Source organism: Methylobacterium sp. Leaf361, assembly GCF_001424445.1.
GTDB lineage: Bacteria > Pseudomonadota > Alphaproteobacteria > Rhizobiales > Beijerinckiaceae > Methylobacterium.
In genome coordinates this window covers 13169-35465 of record NZ_LMPY01000028.1, presented here as the reverse complement: position 1 = coordinate 35465, position 22297 = coordinate 13169, and the positions used below count along the sequence as shown (strand labels likewise).

At 73.2% G+C, this 22297-nt stretch carries 19 protein-coding genes and 1 pseudogene; 4 read left to right on the top strand and 16 right to left on the bottom strand.

Translation table 11 applies throughout. From position 1 onward, the window contains the following. Window positions 1-4: 4 nt before the first annotated feature. The 11 genes from ASG32_RS19880 to ASG32_RS19830 form a co-directional block, all read right to left on the bottom strand. Window positions 5-559 carry an SRPBCC family protein gene (locus ASG32_RS19880; protein WP_056529798.1) on the bottom strand — a complete coding sequence of 185 codons (555 nt, stop codon included), beginning with the start codon at window positions 557-559 and terminating at the stop codon, window positions 5-7. A 2-nt stretch (window positions 560-561) separates the two neighbouring features. Further along, complete coding sequence (locus tag ASG32_RS19875; RefSeq protein WP_056529795.1) at window positions 562-1629, bottom strand: vWA domain-containing protein; 1068 nt, start codon at window positions 1627-1629, stop codon at window positions 562-564. Then, a complete protein-coding gene (locus ASG32_RS19870; RefSeq protein WP_056529792.1) occupies window positions 1626-2255 on the bottom strand; it encodes a hypothetical protein in 630 nt (209 codons plus the stop codon). The genes ASG32_RS19875 and ASG32_RS19870 overlap by 4 nt, the downstream gene beginning before the upstream one ends. Beyond that, window positions 2252-3316, bottom strand: coding sequence for a vWA domain-containing protein (locus ASG32_RS19865; protein ID WP_056529789.1), 1065 nt, complete (start codon window positions 3314-3316; stop codon window positions 2252-2254). Before ASG32_RS19865 ends, ASG32_RS19870 begins: the two co-directional genes overlap by 4 nt. A gap of 4 nt (window positions 3317-3320) precedes the next feature. Further along, window positions 3321-4325 (bottom strand): nonribosomal peptide synthetase MxaA, encoded by a 1005-nt coding sequence (locus tag ASG32_RS19860; RefSeq protein WP_244492073.1) that lies wholly within the window; start codon window positions 4323-4325, stop codon window positions 3321-3323. Between the two features lie 2 nt (window positions 4326-4327). Then, window positions 4328-5182 carry a DUF58 domain-containing protein gene (locus ASG32_RS19855; RefSeq protein WP_056529821.1) on the bottom strand — a complete coding sequence of 285 codons (855 nt, stop codon included), beginning with the start codon at window positions 5180-5182 and terminating at the stop codon, window positions 4328-4330. Beyond that, window positions 5179-6210: a MoxR family ATPase gene (locus tag ASG32_RS19850; RefSeq protein WP_026605375.1), complete on the bottom strand. Its 1032-nt coding sequence runs from the start codon at window positions 6208-6210 to the stop codon at window positions 5179-5181. The genes ASG32_RS19855 and ASG32_RS19850 overlap by 4 nt, the downstream gene beginning before the upstream one ends. 163 nt (window positions 6211-6373) lie before the next feature. Continuing rightward, window positions 6374-6664 (bottom strand): methanol dehydrogenase [cytochrome c] subunit, encoded by a 291-nt coding sequence (locus ASG32_RS19845; protein ID WP_012321128.1) that lies wholly within the window; start codon window positions 6662-6664, stop codon window positions 6374-6376. An 87-nt stretch (window positions 6665-6751) separates the two neighbouring features. Continuing rightward, window positions 6752-7339, bottom strand: coding sequence for a cytochrome c(L), periplasmic (gene moxG / locus ASG32_RS19840; RefSeq protein ID WP_020096029.1), 588 nt, complete (start codon window positions 7337-7339; stop codon window positions 6752-6754). A gap of 82 nt (window positions 7340-7421) precedes the next feature. Continuing rightward, on the bottom strand, window positions 7422-8330 hold the full coding sequence (gene moxJ, locus ASG32_RS19835; protein WP_056529785.1) for a methanol oxidation system protein MoxJ: 909 nt from the start codon (window positions 8328-8330) through the stop codon (window positions 7422-7424). Window positions 8331-8492: 162 nt separating this feature from the next. Further along, complete coding sequence (locus ASG32_RS19830) at window positions 8493-10376, bottom strand: methanol/ethanol family PQQ-dependent dehydrogenase (protein WP_026605374.1); 1884 nt, start codon at window positions 10374-10376, stop codon at window positions 8493-8495. Between the two features lie 381 nt (window positions 10377-10757). On the opposite strand from ASG32_RS19830, the gene ASG32_RS19825 reads away from it, so the two are divergent. The 4 genes and pseudogenes from ASG32_RS19825 (at window position 10758) to ASG32_RS19810 (ending at window position 16761) form a co-directional block, all read left to right on the top strand. Beyond that, window positions 10758-11621 (top strand): serine protease, encoded by an 864-nt coding sequence (locus ASG32_RS19825; protein WP_056529782.1) that lies wholly within the window; start codon window positions 10758-10760, stop codon window positions 11619-11621. Window positions 11622-11789: 168 nt separating this feature from the next. Next, on the top strand, window positions 11790-13259 hold the full coding sequence (locus tag ASG32_RS19820; protein ID WP_056529778.1) for a cytochrome P450: 1470 nt from the start codon (window positions 11790-11792) through the stop codon (window positions 13257-13259). Beyond that, entirely contained in the window at window positions 13249-15732 is a 2484-nt protein-coding gene (locus ASG32_RS19815) for an EAL domain-containing protein (RefSeq protein WP_056529775.1), read from the top strand. Before ASG32_RS19820 ends, ASG32_RS19815 begins: the two co-directional genes overlap by 11 nt. Window positions 15733-15820: 88 nt before the next feature. Further along, window positions 15821-16761, top strand: a pseudogene (locus ASG32_RS19810) (hydroxyacid dehydrogenase). A gap of 83 nt (window positions 16762-16844) precedes the next feature. On the opposite strand, the gene ASG32_RS19805 reads toward ASG32_RS19810, so the two are convergent. The 5 genes from ASG32_RS19805 to ASG32_RS19785 all read right to left on the bottom strand — a co-directional run bounded on the left by ASG32_RS19805 (window position 16845) and on the right by ASG32_RS19785 (window position 22277). Continuing rightward, window positions 16845-17084, bottom strand: a complete 240-nt coding sequence (locus tag ASG32_RS19805) for a hypothetical protein (protein WP_020096021.1) — start codon at window positions 17082-17084, stop codon at window positions 16845-16847. A gap of 112 nt (window positions 17085-17196) precedes the next feature. After that, on the bottom strand, window positions 17197-18642 hold the full coding sequence (locus ASG32_RS19800; protein ID WP_244492072.1) for a CHASE3 domain-containing protein: 1446 nt from the start codon (window positions 18640-18642) through the stop codon (window positions 17197-17199). A gap of 1 nt (window position 18643) precedes the next feature. Beyond that, window positions 18644-20041: a TAXI family TRAP transporter solute-binding subunit gene (locus ASG32_RS19795; RefSeq protein ID WP_056529818.1), complete on the bottom strand. Its 1398-nt coding sequence runs from the start codon at window positions 20039-20041 to the stop codon at window positions 18644-18646. Between the two features lie 12 nt (window positions 20042-20053). Continuing rightward, a complete protein-coding gene (locus tag ASG32_RS19790) occupies window positions 20054-20974 on the bottom strand; it encodes a DMT family transporter (protein WP_020096018.1) in 921 nt (306 codons plus the stop codon). A gap of 34 nt (window positions 20975-21008) precedes the next feature. Next, window positions 21009-22277 carry an arsenic transporter gene (locus ASG32_RS19785; RefSeq protein WP_056529770.1) on the bottom strand — a complete coding sequence of 423 codons (1269 nt, stop codon included), beginning with the start codon at window positions 22275-22277 and terminating at the stop codon, window positions 21009-21011. Window positions 22278-22297: the final 20 nt, after the last annotated feature.

Genomic DNA, 22297 nt, shown 5'->3' with positions numbered 1-22297 from the left:
GGCCTCAATGGGTCGTCCGGCCCTCGACGGCCGCCTTCAGGCCCTTGAGCCCGTCCGCGAAGTAGCGGTTCATCGCCGTGCGCCCGGCCTCGTCGCTGAGAGTCTCCGGCGGCTCGTTGCCGGTGTCGCCCCGGTAGAAGCGGCCGATCCACGACACTTTGGAGCCGGTCCCGTCCGGGGTCACGGTGAGCGTCGCCGAGTAGGAGGAGACGGGGAGCGCCTTCAGGTCCGGGTCGGACATCCGGTACGAGTAGGTCCGGCCGTCGGCCAGCCACTCGTCCAGCCCCTCGACCAGGGTGCCGCCGGCCTTGAGGGTCACCCGGCGGGTCGTGCCCTCGACGTTGCCGCCGCTGGCCTCGGCCTTGGCGACGTCCGGGTGCCAGCGCCCGATGCCGCCGAAATCGCCCACCACCTTCCAGACCGCCTCCGGGGGCGCCTGGATGGTGATCGACTGGTCGATCTTCTGCGGCGTCGGCCCGTGGGCCAGCGCCGCGCCGGCGAGGCCGACGACGGCGAGGGCCGGGGCGAGGGCCGGAAAGAGGGCGAGGGGCATCCGCATGGTCAGGTCCTGATCGCTCCGGTTGGAGCAGGGGTTGGAGCAGAGTGGCCCGCGCGCCCGCGGAGCGCGCGAAGGGCGCGGGCGAGGGGCCCCGCCAGGAGGGCCAAGAGCGTCAGAGCCAGGGCCGCCGCCAGGAGGGCGGGCCGCGGGTCGAGGCGGCCGGGCAGCGGGCGCGGCGTCGCCGCAGCGCGCAGAGGGGCGGCGAGACCGCCCGGGCCGTCGAGATGGACGTAGCCGAGGCCGGTCTCGGCGGCGAGGCGCTTCAGGTAGGGCTCGCGGACCGACGAGAGGTGCTCGGTGCCGTGGGCGGCCTGGGCCCCGAAGGGGGCGTTGCGCGGGTTGTAGCCCTCGCGGGATTCCGCGTCGGCCGGGGGCGGCCCGGAGCGGTTCTCCTGCTGGACGTCGCTCTCGCCGAGGAAACCCGTCTCGCGCCCGCGATCGTCGAAGCGCGGGATCGGCGACAGGCCGTAGCCGCCCGCGCCGACGATCAGCCCGCGCACCGCGCCGGGCCTGCCGTCGAAGGTCGGGCCGCCGGAGGCGGGCAGGGGCGGCGTCTCCTGGCCGTCGGTGAGGAACAGGAGGTCGGCGTCGATCTCCCCCGCCATGGCGATCGACCGGAACAGGCCGGCCGCGATGCGGCTGTCCCCCTCCCAGGCCATGCGCGGGTCGAGGGCCGCGATGGCGCCGTCCAGCGGCGCGAAGTCGGCGCAGACCTCGACCGGCGTGAACAGCAGGAACGGCCGCCGGTCGGTGAACAGGCCGAGCGCCACCCGCGAGCCGCAGGGGAGGTCGGGCAGCGTCGCCCGCAGCGCCGCCTTGACGGTCTCGAGCCGGCTCATCGACCCGCCGGCGGCAGGATAGTCGCGCACCGCCATGCTGCCGGTGATGTCGACCACCGCCAGCACCGACACGCCGGTGCGGGTGACCGGGATCGGCGGCGCGACCAGGGCCGCCAGCGCCAGCGCGAGGGCCGCCGCCAGGGCGCGGAACCGCCCGTCGCGCAGGTTGCGGGCGACGAGGGTGGGCAGGACCGAGGGCAGGACGGGGGGAAGGACGCGCCGCGGGCTCACGGGCCGCCCCGCGGCTGGCCGGGGATGTCGGTCCAGATCTTCTTCGGCTCGGCGCGCAGCTCGTCCCCGGTCTTGCGGTCGAATTCCGGGTAGTCGCGCACGAGGCGCGAGGCGACGTCGAGGTTGTACTTGGCGTCCCAGAACTCTGGCCGGGCCTGGAGGGCGCGGCGGTAATCCTGCCGCGCCAGCGTCACCTGGGGCGCGGCCTTGTCGAGGTCGCCCCGGCCGATCAGCGCGAAGGCCTGCCGCATCCGCGCGTTGCCGATGACGTACCGCGCCCGGGCCGCCTCCCGCACCGCGCCGGCGCGGTCGAGGGCGTCGAGGAGGGGCTCGGTCTCGCCGAGACGGTCCCGGGCGGCGAGGAATCCGATCCGCGCCGCCAGGAGGGCCGGCCGCGCATCCGGCTCGACCGGCCGGTCGCGGCCCGCCTCCAGGGCGGCGATCCGGTCGTCGTCGCGCGCGGCGCTCCAGCCCGAGACCGCGAACCACAGGGCGGCGGCCGCGAGGACCAGCGGCAGCGCGACCAGCAGGGCCGGCCGGACCCGGCGCCACGCTGCGGCCAAGCCGAGGCGGGGGCGGGCGGTGCGGCGCGGGGCCGGGCCGTCGAGGAGGGCGCCGGCGCTCATGCCGCCCTCCGCGCCGCCGCGCCCGCGGTCTCGGTCGCGGCCTCCGTCGCAGTCTCCGCATCCGCCGGTGCCGCCGCGAGGTCCACCTCCGCGAGCTTGGCCAGGACCAGCAGCGCGAGGCCCAGGGCGGCGAGCGCGGCGGCGAGCCCGGTCAGGTCCCGGCGTGGGCGCTCCTCGACGTAGGGGATCGGGTCCCGCTCCAGGGCCTCGATCTGCCGGATGGCGGCGGCCACCGCCTCGGCGCCCTCGGCCTCGAAGGCGCGGTAGGGCACGCCGAGGCTCTTGAAGAATAGGTCGAGATGGCGCTCCGGCGCGGCCTGGGGCGTGTCCTCGCCGGCCGGCCGGTCGGCGATGCCGGGCGATCCCTGGGTGCGCAGGAACAGCCAGTACAGGTTCGGCCGGATCCGCGCGACCGCGGCGCGCAGCTGGTCCTGGATGCGCGGGTCGATCACCGCCGCGCCGTCGGAGACCAGCAGGAGAACCCGCGAGGCGCCGACATCGATTCCGAACTGCGACAGGGCCATTCCGAGGCCCCGGCCGATATTGGTGTAGTCGAGGCCGGGCCGGTCGATGGCGGCGATCGCCGCCCGCACGGCGTCGTGGCGGTCGGTCATCGGCATGACCAGCATCGGCGCGGTGGAGAAGGCCGTCACGGCGAACAGGTCGTGCGCCCGGGCGCCGACGAAATCGGCCAGCAGGCGCCGGGAGGCCGCAGCCTTCGATTCCTCGGCGCCGGAGGGCTGCCGGCCCGCGAAGGTCTCGTTCATGCTGCCCGAGCGGTCGATCAGCAGCGAGACCTGCGCGCCGATGCCGAGGCGCTCGATCCGCGCGCCCGTCCGGTAGGGGCCCGCCAGGGCCACGATCAGGCCGGCGATGGCCAGGACGCCGGCGAGCGTCAGCGCCCGGCCGAGCCAGGCCGAGAGGGGATCGGCCGGGGCGGCGACGACGGACGGCACGGAGATCCGGCGCAGGGTCGAGCGGGCCAGCGGCAGCAGCGCCAGCGGCAGCAGCCACAGGACCCAGGGATCGGTCGCGCCGAGTCGGGCGAGGAGATCGGTCACGGCCTCACGCGCTCCGCTCCGCCGCCGCGAGCCGCGCCAGGAGCGCCTCGGCCTCGGCGCGGGGCCAGGCCGCGCGCGCGGCCGGCAGCCGGCCGCCGAAGAAGGCGAGGCGCGAGGCCTCGAAGAAGCGCGCGAGCCCCGCCGCCTGGCCCCGGAAGGCCCCGTGCCGAGCGAGGAAGGCGCCGAGATCGTCGGCGAGCACCCGCCTCCCGTCGGTCAGGTCGAGGCCACGGTGCAGGGCCAGCAGCGCCGCCCGGTAGGCCTGATCGGGCCCGGCCCCCGCCCGCTGCCGCCGGAGCGCGCGCAGAGCCGCCGCGAAGGGCCGGCCCCGCCGCTGCCGGAACGGTCCCCAGGCCCGATCGTGCGCCAGCGCCAGCGCGGCGAGGCCCGCGAGGGCGCCGAGACCCGCCGCCGCCGCGACGTCCGGCCCGGGATCGACCCGCCCACTCCGGCCGTCCGGGCGCAGGTACTCGGCCGGATCCTCGCGCCGCTGCGGCTGCACCTCGCGCAGGGGCGAGACGCCGAGGCTCCAGCCCGGCACCTGCACGGCGGCGGTGGTGCGCCCGGTCGCCGCCTCGCTCGCCAGCGTCAGGGGGAAGCCCGGCACCTCCAGGGTGCGGGCGTCGAGGGCGGCGTAGAAGCTCTGGTAGGTGAGGCGCAAGCGCACCCGCCGGCCGCCGGCCGCCGGGGCCTCGTCGACCGCAACGGCGCGCAGGTCGAGCCAGTAGGTCACCGGACCGGGCCGGGGCAGGGTCGCGCGCTGCAGCCGGAAGTCGGGATCGGCCAGGATCTCCACCTGCGCCTCGACCAGGTCGCCCAGGAAGATCCCGAAGGGCCGCGGGCTGCGCACCTCGACGGAGCGCACCTGCGCGGCGGCCGGGCCGGCCGTCAGGGCGAGCGGCGCGGCCAGGATGCCGGCCAGGACACCGGCGAGGACGCCGGCGCGGAGGCTGGCGAAGAGGCTGGCGGAGAGGCCGGCCGGCAGGAGGGCGGGACCGCGCGCGCCCATGCTCAGGTCGTCATCAGGTGGCGGGTGAGCGCCTGGGCGTCGAAGCGCCCGGCGAGCCGGAAGACCCGGCGCGCGCAGGGCGCGGCGGCGCGCTCCAGGGCGGCGATCCGGTCCCGCTCCCGGGCGATCCAGGCCCGGCGCAGGCTCGGGCGCAGCAGGACAACCCGGCGGCCGCCGCCCTCGAGGTCGTCGAGCTCGACCAGGCCGAAGGGCGGGAGCGCCTCCGCCTCGGCCGGGTCGGCGAGCAGGACCGGCACCGTGTCGTGCGGCGCCAGGGCGGCGAAGACCCGGGCGATCAGGGCCTCGGGCCAGCGGAAGTCGGAGGCGAGGAAGACGAGCTTCGGCCGCCCGGCGAGCCGCCGCGCGGCCTCGAGCATGCCGGCGCAGCCGCGCCCCGCCCGCGGGGCGCCCGCGACCCGCTCGGCGGCGGCGACGGCCGCGCCCCGGTGGCGGGTGGCGGGCAGGGTGAGGTCGTCGCGCAGGGTCTCGTCGCAGCCGATCAGGCCGAACCCGTCGCTGATCCGGGTCGCCGAAACGGCCAGCGCCCGGCAGAGATCGCCCGTGAGCCGCGCCCGGTCGGCCGTGCCGGAAAAGCCCATCGAGGCCGAGAGATCGACCAGGACCCAGGTCTCGACCGCGGTCCGCGCCTCGAAGCGGCGGACATGCACGCCCTCGAACGGGTCGCGCAGCGTCGCGCGCAGGTCGATGCGGCGGGCATCCGGCAGCTGCAGGAACGGCACCTGATCGCGGAACGGGCCGGCGCCGCCGGCGTCGCGCCCCCGGTGAAGGCCGGCCCGGCTGCCGCGCGGCCGCCAGCGCGGCAGGTAGACGATGTCGGCCGTGCGCGGGTCGCTCACGGCGCCGGCACCGTCTCGAACGCGGCCCGGCACAGGGCGGGCACGATCGCGCCGCGCTGCAATTCGTGGACGGGCTCGAGGAAGACGCGGTGGGCCATCACCTCGGTGAAGACCGCCCGCACGTCCTCCGGCACCAGCCACTCGCGGCCCTCCAGCCACGCCCGCACCCGGGCGGCGCGCACCAGGAAGGCGACGCCGCGCGGGGAGGCGCCCCCCTGCACCAGGGTGGCGGTGTCGAGGCCCGGGAGCCGGATCCCGGCCTCCGCGGGGCGGACCAGCGCGTCCCAGAGGGCCACCACGTAGGCCTCGATCGACGGCTCCGCGCGGACGGCGTGCTGGATCGCGGCCGCGATGCCGCCGATCCGGGCGTGGTCGAGCACGCCCTCGGCGACCGCGCCGACGAGGGCGTCGGTGTCGTGGAAGCGCGGATCGAAGACCAGGCTCCGGCGCACCGCCGCGTCCCGGGGCGCCTCCAGCCCGATCTCCATCAGGAAGCGGTCGCGGGCCGCGGCCGGCAGCTCGAAGGTCTCCTCGCGCTCGACGCGGTTGCGGTCGGCGAAGACCTGCAGGTTCGGGAACGTGTAGGTGCGGCCGAAGGCCTGGACGCTGCGCTCGGCCATCAGCCGGAGCAGCAGGGCGTGGACCTGCGGCCGCGCCCGGTTGATCTCGTTGAAGAAGAACACCGAGAGATCCTCGGCCCGGGCCAGGACCGGGCCGGGATCGACCCGCGGCCGGCCGTCGGGGCCGAGGTAGGTGTGGTAGATCAGGTCGGTCGGCATCATGTCGACCGTGCCCTCGACGCGCTCGTAGGCCCCGCCCAGCGCCCGGGCCACCGCCCGCAGCAGGGTGGTCTTGCCGACGCCGACATCGCCCTCGAGCATCACGTGGCCGCGGGCGAAGATCGCGATCGTCACGAGGCGGATCGCCCGCTCCTGGCCGACCACCGCCTTGGCGACCTCCGCCTCGAAGCGGGCCGCCGCCGCCCGCCAGTCGGTGAGCATCGTGTCTCCGGAACGGAGGGTGTTCATGAGGCGAGGCCTGCGGTGTCGAGCGGGGCGCCGGAACGGCGGCGCCGGGTAACGATGCGGCGTGTCGGTGCGGCGCGGTGCCGAGCGTCGCTGCGGGCCGGCGCCGCGGCGCGGGCCGGCCCCAGGACGGCCGGATCAATCGGCCGCGTTCAGTTGGCCGCGATCAATTCGAAGAAATCTTGGCGACGTCGTACTCGAACTTGCCGGTCTTCTTGGCGTTCTCGATCCGCTTCCTGTTGCGCTCCTCCATCTGCTTGATGGATTCGGCCTGCTTGCTGACCTCCTTCGGGTCGTGCTTGGGATCGTACTTGGTCCCGGCGACCTTCTCGGGGAAGCCGGGCTTCGGCTGCCAGCAATTGCCCGGCGCCTTGCAGGTCTGACCGTCGTAGGCCAGCGCCGGCACCGCGAAGGCCGCCCCCGCGATCAGCATCGCCGCCGTGATCACTGTGCGCATCGTTGATTCCTCCGTCTCTTCCTTCGGGCGGCCGGTCGGGCCGCTGGTTCGCCCCGTCTCCCGCGGGGCGCGACTTGCCGAGAACGTCTAGTCCAGCGGCTTGCACTGGCCGGGCACGTCCTTGGCGAAGGTCTCGCCCTCCTTGAAGGGCTTGTAAGTCTTCTTCTGCTCGTCGGTGAGCCACTCGGCATCCTTCACCGGCCCCGTGTAGAGATGCCGGATCCAGGCGATGACCTGCAGCATCTCGTCGGGATTGAGATCCTCGTTGTGCGGTCCCATCATGCCGTTGGCGCCGCCCCAGAGGGTCGCGAACAGGCCGACATCGGTCGTGTTCGCCGGGTAGGTCCAGTAATCGTCGTTGAGGCCGGGCCCGACCTTGCCCTCGCCGAGATGGCCGTGGCAGCCGGAGCACGAGGTCAGGAACAGGCTCTCGCCGTTCCGCAGGCAGGACTTGTCGTCGATGTAGAGGTTCTTCCCGGTCTGGAAGAAGGTCTTGACCGCCTGCGTGTCCCGCCCGCCCGGCTTGCCCTCGGCCGTGTCCATCGCCTCGCCGGTGATTGTGTTGCGGAAGACGATGCCGGTCTGTGGGCCGGACTGGGGCTGCGCGCGGGCCGCGGCGGGCATCGCCACGGCGAGGGTGAGAAGGGCGACGCGGGCCGAACGTACGATGTGCATCTGTTGAGCGGGTCCTGATGTCCTGATCGATGGCCCGGACGCGCCGGGCCGGTCTCGGTGGGGCGGTCTCGGTGGGGCAGCCTCAGTTCGAGGCGACGACCGGCACACCGTCCTGCTTGAGGATCGCCGCGATGGCGGGCCGGGCCTTCTCGATCCCGGCGTCGAGGGCCTTGCGCAGGGCCTCGTCGTCCTTGCGCACGCCCATCGACTGGTCGAAGACCTGCGGGACCTTGCGGCCGTCGCTGCCGACCGTGTCGGCCGGGACCAGCGTCATGCGCAGCGGCGTCGGGGAATCCTTGACGTAGCGGGCCACGTCCGGGCCGAAGGCGACGCCGACATCGGCCTTGTCGTTGGCGACCTCGCTGACGATGCGGGCCGGGTCGATCTGGGTGTACTGGTTGCGCGGCGAGCGGAAGTTCACCAGCGAGTAGAGGTAGGCCATGTCCTCCTCGTAGCGGCCGATATCCTTGAGCATCGCCTCGCCGGGGGAGCCGAACGGCACCACCATGTGGTCGAGGGTCTTGAGCCGCGGGTCGGACCAGGACTTCACGTCGAGATCCTTGTCGGCGCGGGTGATGAAGACGTAGCCGCTCCGGTAGTACGGCCGGGTGGTCAGCACCCGCGGGTCGTCGCTGTCGAGGCCGACGACCACGTCGCAGGTCCGCTTCTCCAGGCCGTCGCGGACGAGGTAGATCGCGGGCTTCTCGAGCCAGACGAAGACGGGCTTCTTCCCCATCGCCTCGGCGACGGCGACCGCGACGCGGTTCTCGAGCCCGGAGCCGTCCTTCATCGAGAGGGGCGGCTGCTTCTCGGAGGCGCAGATCCGCAGGGTCGCGGGGTCGGCCGGCGGGGCGGCCGGGGCCTTGCCGGGATCCGACTGGATGGCCTGGGCCTCGGATTCCTGGGCCGCCACCGGCCCGGCGGCCAGGGTGGCGAGCGTCAGGACGGCGGCGAAGCGGGCCGCCAGGATGCGTGCGCGCGGGCGCGGCATGGACGTTGATCCCTGTTGTCGAAGCGTTTCTTGATGGCGTGTCCGGATGGCGTGTCCGGAGGGACAGGCGGGGCGCCAGAGGGCCCCGCCTGTCGGGATCTGATCCCAGAACCCCGCCGGCCGAGGGGCCGACGGGATGCAGGCGGCGGTTACTGGGGGCCCTTACTTGGCGGCGTGCTGCGCGTACTCGCCGACGTTCGGGTCGTCGTACGGGCCCTTGCCGTCCAGCGAGAACACCATCACGCCGCCGCCCATCTGGGTGTAGTTGGCGAGCTTCTTGAAGGCGCCCACCGCGCCGAGACCGGCGGTCGGGTCGGCGAGGTCGAACACCAGGCCCACGCCCGGCCAGCCGCCGACGCCGTAGTAGATGGCGACGTACTGCGTGCCCTTGTGGGTGTAGGTGATCGGGTAGCCGATGGCGCCTGACGGCAGCTTGAACTTCCAGAGGAGGTCGCCGTTGTCGGAGTCGCGCGCCTTGATGAAGCCGTCCAGCGTCCCGTAGAGGACGAGGTCGCCGGCGGTGGCGGTGGTGCCACCCCAGACCGCGAAGCGCTCCATCTTCTCCCAGTTGAACTTGCCGGTGATGGCGTTGTAGCTCTTGATCTGGCCGAGGCCCTCGTAGTTCTGCCGGTCACCCTTCGGGCCCGGATACATGTTCAGCGTCGCACCGACGAAGAACTGACCCGCGCGGTAGGGCAGCATGAAGGGCTCCCAATCCATGCAGATGTGGTTGATGCCCATGTAGAAGGCTTGCCGCTTCGGGTCGTAGGAATCGTGACCCTGGTTGTGGTAGCCCATCGCCGAGGGGCAGATGTCCTTGGCGAGATGGTCCATCCGGGTGCCGTATTCCGGATCGCGCACCGGCGTGCCGGTCTTCAGATCCACCGACTTGAACACGTTGACGGTGTCGTCGATCTTGTTGGCCGAGACCAGCGTGCCGTCCGTCCGGTCGAGGGTGTAGACGATGCCGTTGCGGTCCGGGTGGGTGAGGAGCTTCCTCATCTTCCCGTCCTTGTCCTTCTGGTCGGACAGCATCATCACGTTGACGCCGGCATAGTCCCACTCGTCGTGCGGGGTCTTCTGGTAGCCGAACTTCGCCTCGCCGGTGTCGGCGTCGCGGCCGAAGATCGTCATCGTCCACTTGTTGTCGCCGGGACGCATGGTCTCGTTCCACGGCGCCGGGTTGCCGGTGCCGAAATAGATCAGGTTGGTGCCCGGATCGTAGGCGTACCAGCCCCAGTTGGTGCCGCCGCCGATCTTCCAGGCGTCGCCCTCCCAGGTCGAGGTGCCGAGGCCCTTCTGGCCGTAATGGGCGTTGTGGATGTTGAAGTCCTTGGCGAGCAGCAGGTCCTCGTCCGGGCCGGTGGCGTAGGCGCGCCAGACCTGCGCGCCGGTCTTGACGTCGTAGGCGGTGAGGTAGCCGCGCACGCCGAGCTCGGCGCCCGAGGAGCCGATGATCACCTTGTCCTTCACCACGTAGGGGGCGATCGTGAGGGTCGAGCCGACCTTGATGTCGGAGTTCTCGACCTTCCACACCGTCTCGCCGGTCTGGGCGTTGAGGGCGGCGACGTTGCCGTCGAGCTGGGTCTTGAGGATCAGCGCCGGGGTCTTGCCGTCGCCGGGCCAGTAGGCGAGGCCGCGGTTCACGAGATCGCAGCAGGCCACCGAGCGCGCGGCCGGGTTCTGCTTGGGCTTGTCCTGCCAGAGGATCTTGCCCGGATCGTCGAGGCCGAGAGCGAAGGTGTTGTTGGGGAACGAGGTGTGGATGTACATGACGCCGTCGACGACGAGCGGCGCGCCCTCGTGGCCGTTGAGCAGGCCGGTGGAGAACGTCCAGGACGGCTTGAGCTGCTTGACGTTGCTCTTGTTGATCTGCGTCAGGTCGCTGTAATTGTTGGAGTCGTAGTTCTTACCGGGCATCACCCAGTTCTCGTCGCTCTTCGATTTCTCGACGAGCTTGTCGTTGGCCTGCGCCACGCCCGCCATGGCGACCGGCGCGAGCGCCATGATCGCCAATGCCGAGACGGAATTCCGGAGCCTGATCATCCTGCGTCTCCTCGCCGGACTGCCACGCCGTTTGGCCTCGCAGTCATCGTGGTGTTGATTCGATGGCGACACGACTTTCACCGACAAATCCGCCTCCAGCGTCGCGATAACGGGACTATTTCCAGTATTCGCTGAGCTTATGAAAGACTTATTATCGTTGTGCGCCACTTGATTATTCGCACGGCTTGTAATGCGTGTCTTTGCAAAACGAAACATTTCTTTTCGGGATGATTTGGCAACAGAACACCGGAGATCTGGTAAGATCACGGAGACCTTGACCGAGAGCCGGCCGCTATCCCAGACAGGTGGGCCAGACAGGTGGGAACGATAAGCGGGCGTGCGGGCCCGGAGCCGGCCGCCGACCCGTCCCGGGAGGACGCCATGGGTCATGTCACGGGCTGCGCGGCCCGCTCTCCGGCGCTGGCCGCCTGCTGGGCAGCTCTCGCCCTGGCGCCTGCGGTCCTGGCACCCGCGACCTTGGCGCCTGCGGCCCTGGCGGCCGGGACCGGCGGGGAACGCCGTCTCGCGGCGCTCTACCAGCAGGACGGGCGGCGCGAGCTGACGGGGGCCGACCTGGAGCGCTTTCCCGGCGCGGGCGTCCTGTGGTGCCGGCGCCCGGACGGGATTCCCCAGAAGGCCGCCGCCGCGTGGCTGATCGGGAGCCGGTCCCTCGTGCTGATGAACGCGCACAATTTCCGCAATCGACAACTGGAGGTTACTCGAAACGTCGCCGACTGCTACTTTCAGATAGCAGGTCGGAACTACGCCTTCGTGCCCGAGATCCTGGAACTCGGCGTCGAGCCCGAGGCGCGGCGCCTGCACATCACCGACGACTGGGCGCTGCTGCGCCTCGCCGAGCCGGCCGAGGCGCGGCCGCAGCCGATCCCGGACCCGCCCACCCTTCCGACCGGCGACCTGACGCTCCCGGTGACGATGGTCTCACCGGCCGGGCACGAGAACTACCGGGGGCAGAGCAGCCGGGAATCCTGCGCCGTCCGGCGGATCGATCCGCCGAGCGAGGGCGCGATCCGCCGCGCCCGCCACGATTGCAACGACGGCTACGGCGGATCGGGCTCGGGCCTGTTCGACGCGGAGGGCCATCTCATCGCGATGCAGAGCGCGTCGCTCTCGATGAACCAGCGCCACGCCTTCGACATCGAGTTCCACTACGGCTCGGCCCTGCTGATCGAGGGCCGGCTCCACGAGGCCCTCGAGGCTCAGGCCCGCGCGACCCGGGACCGCTAGGGCGGGCCGCCCCCGGGTGTCCGCGGCGCCTCCCCGGGAATCCGGTAAGCTCCCGGTAAGCAAGGCGGCGGTTTCCGCCCCGGCGCCGGGGGAAGCGCTCGACGGCGCCGCGGCGGCAAGCCAAAACTTAACGTTGAACCTCGAATCTGGTCCCGCGAGGGAGCCGGTATGCCCGCTGTCGGAACGTTCAGGGTCTGCGCGCCGGGACGGCCGCCGTTCGCGGCGGCCGTGGCAGAGGGCGTGGCCGAGGCGGTCGCGCTGCCATCCGTGCTCGTCACGATGCTGGGCAGCCTGATCGAGGCCTGGCCCCGGCAGATCTACACACAACCCCTGGTGACCACCCGCTTCCTCGGCCAGCGGACCACCTACGTCTGCGATCCCGGTCACATCCGCGGCCTGATGGTCAACCAGGCCGAGGCGCTGGAGCGGGAGCCGTTCATGCTCCGGGCGCTGGCCCCGGCCCTCGGGGCGGGGGTCCTCACCGCGGACGGGGACCACTGGCGGCGTCAGCGCAGGACCGCGACCCCGATGTTCCGCCCGGACCGGGTCCGGAGCTTCGTGCCGGCCATGGCCCGGGCCGCCGCGGCGACGCGGGCGCGCTGGCGCGACGCCGATCCCGCCGGGAGCGAGCGGGACATCCTGCGCGAGATGATGCGCACGACGTTCGACGTCATCGTCGCCACGATGGTGTCGGGCGATCCCCACCTGGAGGTCGGGCCCTTCGGGGCCGCGATGGACGCCTATCTCGGCCAGACCAGCTGGAAGATCGCCCTGGAGATGCTGCGGGCGCCGGCCTGGGTCCCGCATCCGGGGTCCCGGGCCGGGGCGGAGGCGGTGCGCTACCTGCGCGGCGAGGTCGCCCGCACGATCGCGCGCCGCCGGTCCCGCGGCGAGCCCGGCTCCGACCTCCTCGGCCTCCTGCTGCAGGCGCGGGACCCGGAGACCGGCGCGCCGCTCACCGAGGCGAGCCTCGTCGACAACCTGCTGACCTTCGTGTCCGCCGGCCACGAGACCACCGCCCTGGCGCTGGCCTGGACCTTCCGGGTCCTGGCCGAGCACCCGGAGGTGGAGGAGCGCGTCGTCGCCGAGATGGCGCGCCGCGGCGCCGATCCCGAGTCCGATCCCGATTCCGTGGACCGGCTCCCCTACACGCGTCAGGTGCTCCTCGAGGTGATGCGCCTCTATCCGCCGGCCCCGCTGATCGTGCGGCGGACGCGGGCCCCGGTCCGGCTCGGGGACACGGTCGTGCCGGCCGGGCAGTCGGTCCACGTGCCGGTCTACGCCCTGCACCGGCACGCGCTGCTCTGGGACAGGCCGGAGGCGTTCGACCCGGGCCGCTTCGCGCCGGAGCGGGCCGCCGCGCGCGACCGCTACGCCTACCTGCCGTTCGGCGCCGGCCCGCGGGTCTGCATCGGCATGGGCCTCGCCCTGACCGAGTGCCTCGTCGTCCTGGCGACGCTGCTGCCCGCCTTCCGCCTCCGGCCGGTGACGGCCGAGATGCCGGCGGCGCAGTTCCGCGTGACCCTGCGGCCCAGGGGCGGCCTGACCATGAGGGTCGCGCCCCGCCACGGGGCCGGGCAGGGGGCCGGGCAGGGGGACGGGCACGGGGCCGAGCAGGGGGCGGCCCATGCCGCCTGAGCTGTCGCCCGAGGTGTCGCCCGAGATCTCCGCGGGCGCGACCGGGCCGGGCGCGCGGCGGGGGACCTGGCCAGTCCGCCGGCCGGGATCGCTGCTCGGCCGCCTCTTCGGTCCCGACGCCGACGACGCGCTGCCGAGCCGCTACCGCCTGCAGGTGCGGGCGGGGCTCCTCGACGAGACGCTGAAGCTCGCCACCTACTCGGCGGTGACGCACCTGATCATCGCGCTGGCCGTCGCGTACTTCTTCTGGGGTTCGGCCTCGCACACCTACCTCCTCGGCCTGCTCGCCGTGGTCGCAGTGCTGATCACGGCGGCGACCTACGCGACCTGGCTCTACTGGCGCACCCACGGCGACACCGCCTCGGCGCACACCGTCCGGTGGGGCTGCCGGATCTCCGCCGGCCTCGCCTTCGCCCTGGGCCTCGCCTGGGCGACCCTGCCGGTCGTGCTGTTTGCCCCCTCCGGCGGCGACGCGCGGCTGCTCGTCGTCGCCATCGTGGCCGGCCTGATCTCGGACGCCTACGTGGTCGGCCCGCTCCTGTCGGTCTCGTACCTGTTCGCGGTCCCGGTCATCGTCGGCAGCTTCGTCGGGCTGGCCCGGTCCGGGGAGCCGGTCGCGCTCAGCATCGGCTTCCTGCTCGCCGTCTACGCGATCTTCGTGGTGACGAGCGTGAGCCGCATGAGCCGCCTGTCGCGCCAGCGCATCCTCGACCGCGTGCGGGTCGAGGACCAGAGCGAGACGATCGGGCTGCTGCTCAACGCCTTCGAGGCGAATGCCAGCGACTGGCTGTGGGAGACGGACGGGACCGGACGGTTCCAGCACGTCTCCACCCGGATGGCGGACGTGCTGGCCTGCCCGGTGCAGAGGCTCCAGCACGCCTCGTTCCCGGCGCTGCTCGCCGGCCGGGCGGAGGCGCCCCCCGAGGCCGACCAGAGCGCCGACCTCGTGGACCGTCTCCGGCGGGGCGTCGCCTTCCACCAGCACCTGATCGCCGTCGACACGCCGGCCGGCCGGCGCTGGCTCCGGCTGAGCGGCAAGCCGTTCCTCGACCAGAAGGGGCGCTTCGCGGGGTTCCGGGGCGTCGGCTCCGACGTGACCGAGGCCCGCCGGGCGGAAGCGCACATCGCCTATCTGGCCACCCGGGACCCGATGACCGGCCTGTCGAACCGGGTCATGTTCCACGACGTCGCGTCCGAGGCCTGCGCGGCCGCCGCGCAGAACGCGCCGCAGAACGCGCAACCGGCCCCGGACGCGACGGTCAGCCTGCTCTACCTCGACCTCGACGGCTTCAAGACCGTCAACGACAGCATCGGCCACGCCGCGGGCGACGCCCTGCTGGGGCAGGTCGCCGATCGCCTGCGCGCCCTGCTCCCGGCCGACGCGCAGGCATTCCGTCTCGGGGGCGACGAGTTCGCGATCCTGCAGCGCGGCCGGGACGGCGCGGCCGCGCAGGCCCTGGCCGAGGCCACGATCGCGACCCTGCGCGAGCCCTACCTCATCGACGGCGTCCGGGCGGAGATCGGCGTCAGCATCGGGATCGCCTGCGCCCCGGCCGACGCGACCAAGCCCGAGGACCTGCTCCGGAAGGCGGATCTCGCGCTCTACAGCGCCAAGCAGGGCGGCAAGGGGCGCTGGCGGGGCTTCGACCGCGACCTGGACGTGCGCGTCCAGCGCCGGCACGAACTCGACGAGGCGATGCGCCAGGCCCTCGCCGACGGCGAGATGGCGCTGCACTACCAGCCTTTGGTCAGCCTGCAGGACGGCCAAGTGGTCGGCTGCGAGGCGCTGCTCCGCTGGACCCGGCCCGGTGTCGGCCCCGTCTCGCCCGCGGAGCTGATCCCGATCGCCGAGGGAACGGGCTTCATCCTCGCGATCGGGCGCTGGGCCCTGCGGCAGGCCTGCGCGGAGGCGCTGACCTGGCCGGTGCGCCTGCGCGTCGCCGTCAACATCTCGTCGGTCCATTTCCGCCGGCCCGACTTCTTCGCCGACGTCGCGGCGGTGCTGGGCGAGACCGGCCTCGCGCCGGACCGCCTGGAGATCGAGATCACCGAGTCGATCTTCCTGGCCAACACGCCGCACGTGCTGGACAATCTCCGCTCCCTGCGGGCGCTCGGCGTGCGGATCGCCCTCGACGATTTCGGGACGGGCTACTCCTCGCTGAGCTACCTGACGCAGTTCCCGGTCGACAAGATCAAGATCGACCGCGCCTTCGTGCGCGACCTGAGCAGCCGCCCCGAATGCCTGACGGTGATCGAGGCGATCATGGTCATCGCCCGCGACCTGCGCATCGACGTCACCGTGGAGGGCGTCGAGACCGAGCAGCAGGCCGAGCTGCTCCGGCTGCGGCGCTGCAACAGCGCGCAGGGCTTCCTGTACAGCCCGGCCCGGCCGCCCGAGGAGATCCCCGGCCTGATCGAGAGCCTGCCCCGGCGGGCGCTCCCGACGGAGCGGGCGGTCCGCGCGGTCGCCTGAGGGCGGGCGAGCCCGGATCCGGGTTGCCACGCGGGCCGGAACGGCTCTAGCGGGAGACGATCACGCGGAACCGGGACACAGGCGCGCCATGCCCAAGGTCGTCATCAGCGAGTTCATGGACGAGGCCGCGATCGCGGCCGAGCTCGCCGGCCTCGACGTGCAGTACGATCCCGGCCTCGCGACCGGCCCGGGGACCTCGCCGCCGCCGTGGCCCAGGCCGACGCCCTGATCGTGCGCAACCGGACCCAGGTCCGCGGCCCCCTGCTCGACGCCGCCCGCGACCTCAAGGTGGTGGGCCGCCTCGGCGTCGGCCTCGACAACATCGACGTCCCGGCCTGCCGGGCGCGAGGCATCGCGGTCTACCCGGCCACCGGCGCTAACGACGGCGCGGTCGCCGAGTACGTGGTCGCCACCGCGCTGCTGCTCCTGCGCGGCGCCTACGGAGCCACGGCCCGCGTGGCGGCCGGCACGTGGCCGCGCAACGCCCTGATGGGCCGCGAGATCGCCGGCAAGCGCCTCGGCCTCGTCGGCTTCGGGTCGATCGCCCGCGAGACTGCCCGGAGGGCGGCGGCCCTCGGCATGACGGTCGCCGCCCACGACCCCTTCGTGGCCGCGGGCGACCCGGCCTGGAACCCGGCCTACGGCCCCGTGCAGAGCCAGGCGCTCGACGCGCTGATCGCGCAGAGCGACGTGCTCTCGCTGCACGTGCCGCTCACCGATCAGACCCGCGGGCTGATCGACGCGGCGGCGCTGGCGCGGATGCCGAAGGGCGCGATCCTGATCAACGCGGCCCGGGGCGGGGTGGTGGACGAGGCGGCCGTGGCGCAAGCCCTGCGCTCCGGCCATCTCGGCGGCGCGGCGCTGGACGTGTTCGACCGCGAACCCCTCGACGCGGCGGCGGGCGCCGTCTTCGCCGACGTGCCGAACCTGATCCTCACGCCGCACATCGCCGGGGTGACCCAGGAATCGAACGTGCGTGTCTCCGCCGTCACGGCCCAGGCCGTCCGCCGCCACCTCACGAGGGACTGAACCGGGAGGGCCCGCGCGCGGCCGCGCATCGACGGCAACCTGCGCGCCGCGCGGGTCGCCTTCGACGGGCTCGACCGGGAGGCTCAGCGCAGGGCGAGCACCTGGGCAGCGTGCGAGGCGACGGCCTGCACGGCCGGGAGATCGTAGGCGTAGACGCGGCCGGCCAGGATCGCGAGCGCCAGCGTCCAGAACACCGCACCACCGACGCGCCGCGCCGTGCGGTCGCCGGTCGAGGTGGCCGGGCAGGCGCCGGCGACGCCGTCGGCGACGGGCTCGCCGAACGGATCGAAGGCCGGCGACTGGTTTTCAGAGGCGCTGCGCATGGTGCCGAATGTCGCGCTCGGCAGGTCCGTTCGCAATGGACACGTCTTTCGAATTTCGCTGCGCACGGAGATGCTTGTTCTCCATTCGATCCCCACGACAGGCAGGTTCTTCTCAGAGGGCCGGTTCGACCGCCGGGAACGCGATATCTTCTTCCCGCCGGGGGCCGGGACCGCCCGCTCCCGGGGCGGAGGGCGTGTGGTAGGCCATGCGCTCGCGGCGCCCCCGCAGGGGCTCGCGGCTGACTTCGCGCCACGCCGCGGCCGGCGCCCCCGCGGCCCGCCGCGCGGCCTCCGAGACCAGGATCGGGACGCCGTGGAGCTTGGTCGCCTGCTCGAGGCGGGCGGCGACGTTGACGGCGTCGCCCAGCACGGTGAACTCGTAGCGCGCCGCCTCGCCGATGATCCCGCAGAACACCTCGCCGTAATGGACGCCGACACCGATGCGCACGGCCTGCGCGGGTGCGGCCCTGTCGGTCCAGCGGGCGATCACCGCGACGAGGTCCTGCGCGAAGGCGAGGGCGCGGGCCGCGTCGTCGGGCCGGGGCTCGGGCAGGCCGAACACCACCAGGGCGCCGTCGCCGATGAACTTGTCGACCACGCCGCCCCGCAAGCGGGCGAGGCGCGTCACCCGCCGCCGGAAGGCGGACAGGAACTCGGAGAGCCGGTGCGGATCCAGGCTCTCGGCCAGGGTGGTCGAGCCGCGCATGTCGACGAACACGATGGCGGCCTGCTGGCGGCGGCCGGCCTTCAGGCTCCCGTCGCCGTCGGCGAGCCGCAGGACCAGCTCCTGCGGCAGGAACCGCGACAGCCGGTTGCGCCGGGTCGCCTCCCGCAGGGCCGACACGGCGAACAGCACGAACAGCACCGCCAGGGCCCCGACCATGACCCAGATGGCCAGGGCGATCCGCGACACCATCGCCTGCCGCCGCTCCATCCGCCGCGCCTCGTGCGCCTCCATGCGGCGCACCCGGTCGCGGATCGCGTCCATCACCTGCTTGCCGCGCCCGTCCGCCACGGAGGCGCGGGCCGCCGCGCCGTCGCCGGCGCGCATGAGGGCGACGCTGGCGCCGAGCTCGTCGAGCTTCCGGCGGATCAGCCCGGCCAGGGTGTCGAGGTCGCCCCGCTGGTCGGGATCGTCCTGGACGAGGTCGCGCAGGAGATCGAGCTGCTGGTCGACGTTCAGCCGCCCCTCGGTGAAGGGCACCAGGAAGGCCTCGTCGCCGGTGAGCAGGTAGCCGCGCTGGCCGGTCTCGGCGTCCTGCACCGCCGAGAGGACCCGGGCGAGGCGCCCGTCCACCGCCACGGTGTGGCGCACGGCGTCGACGCCGCGCTGCTGGTACACGAAGGCGCCGAGCGCGATGGCGGTCATCACCAGGATCGTGGCGAACCCCACCGTCATCCAGGTCACGGTGCGCGAGCGCAGGGATCGCTGCACCCGCGCGCCCACGCGCGCGCCGACACGCGCCCTGACCGAGGCGGCGTCCGGCGCGGCGTCGCTCCGGTCCGATTCTGTTACGGTGGCGGGCACGGTGGCGGGCGCGGGCGCTGGGACGGACATGTCAGGCCCCGGCCGCGCCGTGCAGCCGGACGGGCCGCCCGGTCCGCGCGCCGTCCTCGGCCGCCCGCGCCCGGCAATCCGCGATGGTCGCCCGCGCCGTGTCGATCGCGACGGACGCCGCCGACATGGTGCGGGTGTCCGGCTCCCGCTCGCGGGCGTAGCGGACGATGTCCATGGCCAGCGCGTCGACCTCGACGGTGAGCGCCTCGATCGCCGCCGGGTCGCGCAGCGCCCGGGCCTGCCCGGCGATCTCCAGGAGCCGGTCCAGGAGCTGGTCGATGCGCTCGCGGCGCAGGCTGGCGAGACGCTGCCGGATCCAGGCCAGCACCGAGACGAGGCCGCCCACCAGCGCGCCGAGGAGGTAGAGCGTGTCGCCGTAGCGCTCGATGAAGCCGTGCTGGTCGCGCTCGTAATAGTCGATCGCCCCCGGATGGATCGGGATGCGGGCGCTGGTGGCCGCCACGGTCGTGTCGTAGGCCGGGGCCTGGACGTACTCGGCGGCGTCCGTCGCCAGGGCGGCGGCGCCGCGCTTCTCGAAGAGCTGCTGGGTCACGTCGGCCGCCACGACGCGGCTCAGGGAGGCCCGGGCCATCAGCCGGTACGAGGCGCCCACCGTCTTCACGTCGTCGGCCGGCAGCTTCGGGCGGCCGCCGAACAGGCCGCCCGGGACGGTGACCGCCTGGAGCCGCGGGAAGCGCTCGATCACCGCGCCGTCATCCTCCACGGCGACGAACGCCACCTTGCCGCCGCGGGCGACGCCCTGCACGGCCGAGACCAGGGCCAGCGCCTTCGGCGCCGAGGGCGCGATGATGCTGACGAAGGCGTCGATCCGCTTCTCGCGGAAGGCGCCGGCCACCGCCTCCTGGTCGACCGGGACCAGCAGGACCGTCGAGTCCCGGGCCGGGCCGGCGGCCTCCTCCAGGGTGAGCCCGTAATAGCCGAGGAGGTTCCGGAGCAGCCAGAGATCGGCGTCCCGGTGCGCCGCGATGCCGAGCCGCTTGCCGGCAAGCTTCGGGAAGCTGGTGATCCCGGCCTGCTCGGGCGAGGCGATGACCATCGCCTGGTCGCGCAGGATCGCCAGGGTCAGACCGTTCGTCGGCAGCAGCACGTCGGGGCGGACCACCGCGAGGTCGGCGCGCCCGTCCTGCAGGGCGGCGGCGCTCTCGCGCACGTCGTCGAAGGACAGGATCTTCAGCCGGACATTCTCGTGCGCGGCCTCGAGCGCGTCCGCGTAGGCCTTGATCAGGCCGGGCTCGGTCCCGTCCCGGGGGGCGACCGCGATGGTGAGCACCGTCGCCTGGAGCAGGTACCACGCCGCGACCCCGCCCACGCCCAGGAGGGCGGCCCCGGCCAGGAGCAGGGTCTCCCGGCGCAGGATCCAGGCGGGGAGGGTCCACATCGCCCCGGCCACTCAGAACAGCGAGATCAGCACGATGCCGCCGACCATCAGGGCGGCGCCGATCAGGCGCGGCGGGCCGGCCTTGACCCGCTTCATGCCGAACCAGCCGAAATGATCGAGCGCCACCGAGGTCAGGAGGTTGGCGGTGATGAGCAGGCCGTTGAAGGCGCCGGCCCCGACCTTGTCGACGAAGAGCAGTCCGGCGAAGACCGCGACCGCCCCGGTGAGGCCGGCGAGGGGCATCCACCAGCGAACGCCCGCGACGTCGTCGCGGGTCGGCAGCGGCGACGGCCGCAGCAGGAACATCAGCGCGAACACGAACACGACCGGCACGAACGACACCGTCGCGGCGAGCCAGGGATTCTCCAGGGCGCCGCGGAGCTGCGCGTTCCAGACCACGCCGATCGCCATCAGGGCGCCGGCCACGAGGATGAACGGGTAGAGCAGCTTGCCGCCGACCCCCGAGCCGCCGCCGTCGCTCTTGCCGCCCGAGCGCGCGATGAAGGTGACGCCCACCGCCATCAGCAGGCCGCCGAGCCAGGGCATCGGCTTGAAGCCCGCCGCCTGCAGGCCGAACAGGCCGAGCGCGTCCATCGCCAGGGAGGTGAGGATGTTGGCGGTGAGCGTCAGGCCGTTGAACGGCCCGGCGCCGACCTTGTCGATGAAGGCGAGCCCGCCGAACACCGCGACCGCGCCGGCGAGGCCGCCGAGGGGCGCGTACCAGGGCATCTTGCCCAGGGAGTCGAGGCTCGGCAGCGGCGTCGGCATCGTGAGGAACAGGGTCGTGAACACGAAGACGATCGGCAGGAACGACACCGTCGCGGCGAGCCACGGATTGACCATGCGGCCGCGCAGCTGCGCGTTCATGGCGTTGCCGATCGCCTGCAGCGCGCCCGCCACCAGGATGAAGGGATAGAGGAGGGCAGCCGTCACGCGCGCGGACCTTCGGGTTTGCGGGGAGGGAGGGTCAGACGAGGAGCAGGCCGGCGAGCGCCAGCGCGAGGGCCGGCGGCATCACCAGCAGGCCGAGCTTGAGGAAGGTCCAGGCGCCGACATCCTGGCCCTCGCGGCGGATGGCGGTGAGCCAGAGGATCGTGGCGAGCGAGCCCGTCACCGACAGGTTCGGCCCGAGATCGACGCCGATCAGGATCGCGCCCGCCACCTTCTCGGGCACGTGGGCGGTCTGGACGGCGGCGCCCGCGATCAGCCCGGCCGGCAGGTTGTTGACGAGGTTGCACAGCACCGCGACGAGGCCGCCCGCTCCCCAGGCGGTGGCCTCTGGGGCGGCGTGCGCGTAGCCCTTGAGGAGGTCCGCCAGCATCGCCAGGACGCCGGTCTTCTCCAGGGCCTCCACGAGGACGAACAGCCCGGCCACCAGCGGCAGCACGCTCCACGACACGTCCTTGGCCACTTCGACGAGGCCGCCGCGCTTGAGCAGCAGCACGACGATCGTGGTGGCGAGCCCGGCCACGAAGGTGGGCAGGCCGAGATCGAGGCCGAGCGCGGAAGCCGCGATCAGCACGCCGCCGGTCGCCACGATGCCGATCCCCGCCACGAGGCCGGTGCGGGAGAGCGGCTGTGCCTCGACGTCGGTGGCGACCTCCTGCCCGCGCAGGGTCTTCGCCTGGGTCAGCCGCAGCACCGCGTAGGTCGTCGCGATGGCCAGCAGCGAGGGCAGGGCGAACAGGCCGAGCCAGCGCACCAGCGGCGGCATGTGCTCGGCGAAGACCACGAGGTTGGCCGGGTTCGAGATCGGCAGCACGAAGCTCGCCGCGTTGGCGATGAAGGCGCAGATGAACAGGTAGGGGAGGGGGTTCTCCACCTTGGCGGCCTTGGTGGCCGCGTAGACGGCGGGCGTCAGCACCACCGCGCAGGCGTCGTTGGACAGGAACACCGTGACGACGGTGCCGACCAGGTACACGAGGGTGAACAGCCGGGTCGCCGAGCCCCTGGCGGCGCGCACCGCGATCGAGGCGAGCCAGTCGAACAGGCCCTCCTTCCGGGCCACCTCCGACATCAGCATCATGCCGACGAGGAACAGGTAGACGTCGGTCCCCTTCAGCACGCCGTCCCAGGCGGTGGCGGGGGCGAGCAGGCCGAGGGCCACGAGGGCGCCGGCGCCGAGCACGGCCCAGATCGCCTCCGGCCACGCGAACGGCCGCAGGATGACGCCGAGGGTCGCGAGGGCGGCGATCGTCCAGGTCGCGATGTTGGGGGTCAGCGTCAGCGCGCCCATCGGTTGCGGTGGTCCTCTGG

Excerpts from the sequence above, each read along its gene's own strand:
- ASG32_RS19870 (WP_056529792.1), bottom strand. The coding sequence starts at position 2,255 with ATGAGCGCCGGCGCCCTCCTCGACGGCCCGGCCCCGCGCCGCACCGCC.
- ASG32_RS19820 (WP_056529778.1), top strand. The coding sequence starts at position 11,790 with ATGCCCGCTGTCGGAACGTTCAGGGTCTGCGCGCCGGGACGGCCGCCG.
- ASG32_RS19860 (WP_244492073.1), bottom strand. The coding sequence starts at position 4,325 with ATGGGCGCGCGCGGTCCCGCCCTCCTGCCGGCCGGCCTCTCCGCCAGC.
- ASG32_RS19795 (WP_056529818.1), bottom strand. The coding sequence starts at position 20,041 with ATGTGGACCCTCCCCGCCTGGATCCTGCGCCGGGAGACCCTGCTCCTG.
- moxJ (WP_056529785.1), bottom strand. The coding sequence starts at position 8,330 with ATGCCGCGCCCGCGCGCACGCATCCTGGCGGCCCGCTTCGCCGCCGTC.
- ASG32_RS19880 (WP_056529798.1), bottom strand. The coding sequence starts at position 559 with ATGCGGATGCCCCTCGCCCTCTTTCCGGCCCTCGCCCCGGCCCTCGCC.
- ASG32_RS19800 (WP_244492072.1), bottom strand. The coding sequence starts at position 18,642 with ATGTCCGTCCCAGCGCCCGCGCCCGCCACCGTGCCCGCCACCGTAACA.
- ASG32_RS19805 (WP_020096021.1), bottom strand. The coding sequence starts at position 17,084 with ATGCGCAGCGCCTCTGAAAACCAGTCGCCGGCCTTCGATCCGTTCGGC.
- ASG32_RS19825 (WP_056529782.1), top strand. The coding sequence starts at position 10,758 with ATGGGTCATGTCACGGGCTGCGCGGCCCGCTCTCCGGCGCTGGCCGCC.
- ASG32_RS19830 (WP_026605374.1), bottom strand. The coding sequence starts at position 10,376 with ATGATCAGGCTCCGGAATTCCGTCTCGGCATTGGCGATCATGGCGCTC.
- ASG32_RS19785 (WP_056529770.1), bottom strand. The coding sequence starts at position 22,277 with ATGGGCGCGCTGACGCTGACCCCCAACATCGCGACCTGGACGATCGCC.
- moxG (WP_020096029.1), bottom strand. The coding sequence starts at position 7,339 with ATGCACATCGTACGTTCGGCCCGCGTCGCCCTTCTCACCCTCGCCGTG.
- ASG32_RS19815 (WP_056529775.1), top strand. The coding sequence starts at position 13,249 with ATGCCGCCTGAGCTGTCGCCCGAGGTGTCGCCCGAGATCTCCGCGGGC.
- ASG32_RS19850 (WP_026605375.1), bottom strand. The coding sequence starts at position 6,210 with ATGAACACCCTCCGTTCCGGAGACACGATGCTCACCGACTGGCGGGCG.
- ASG32_RS19845 (WP_012321128.1), bottom strand. The coding sequence starts at position 6,664 with ATGCGCACAGTGATCACGGCGGCGATGCTGATCGCGGGGGCGGCCTTC.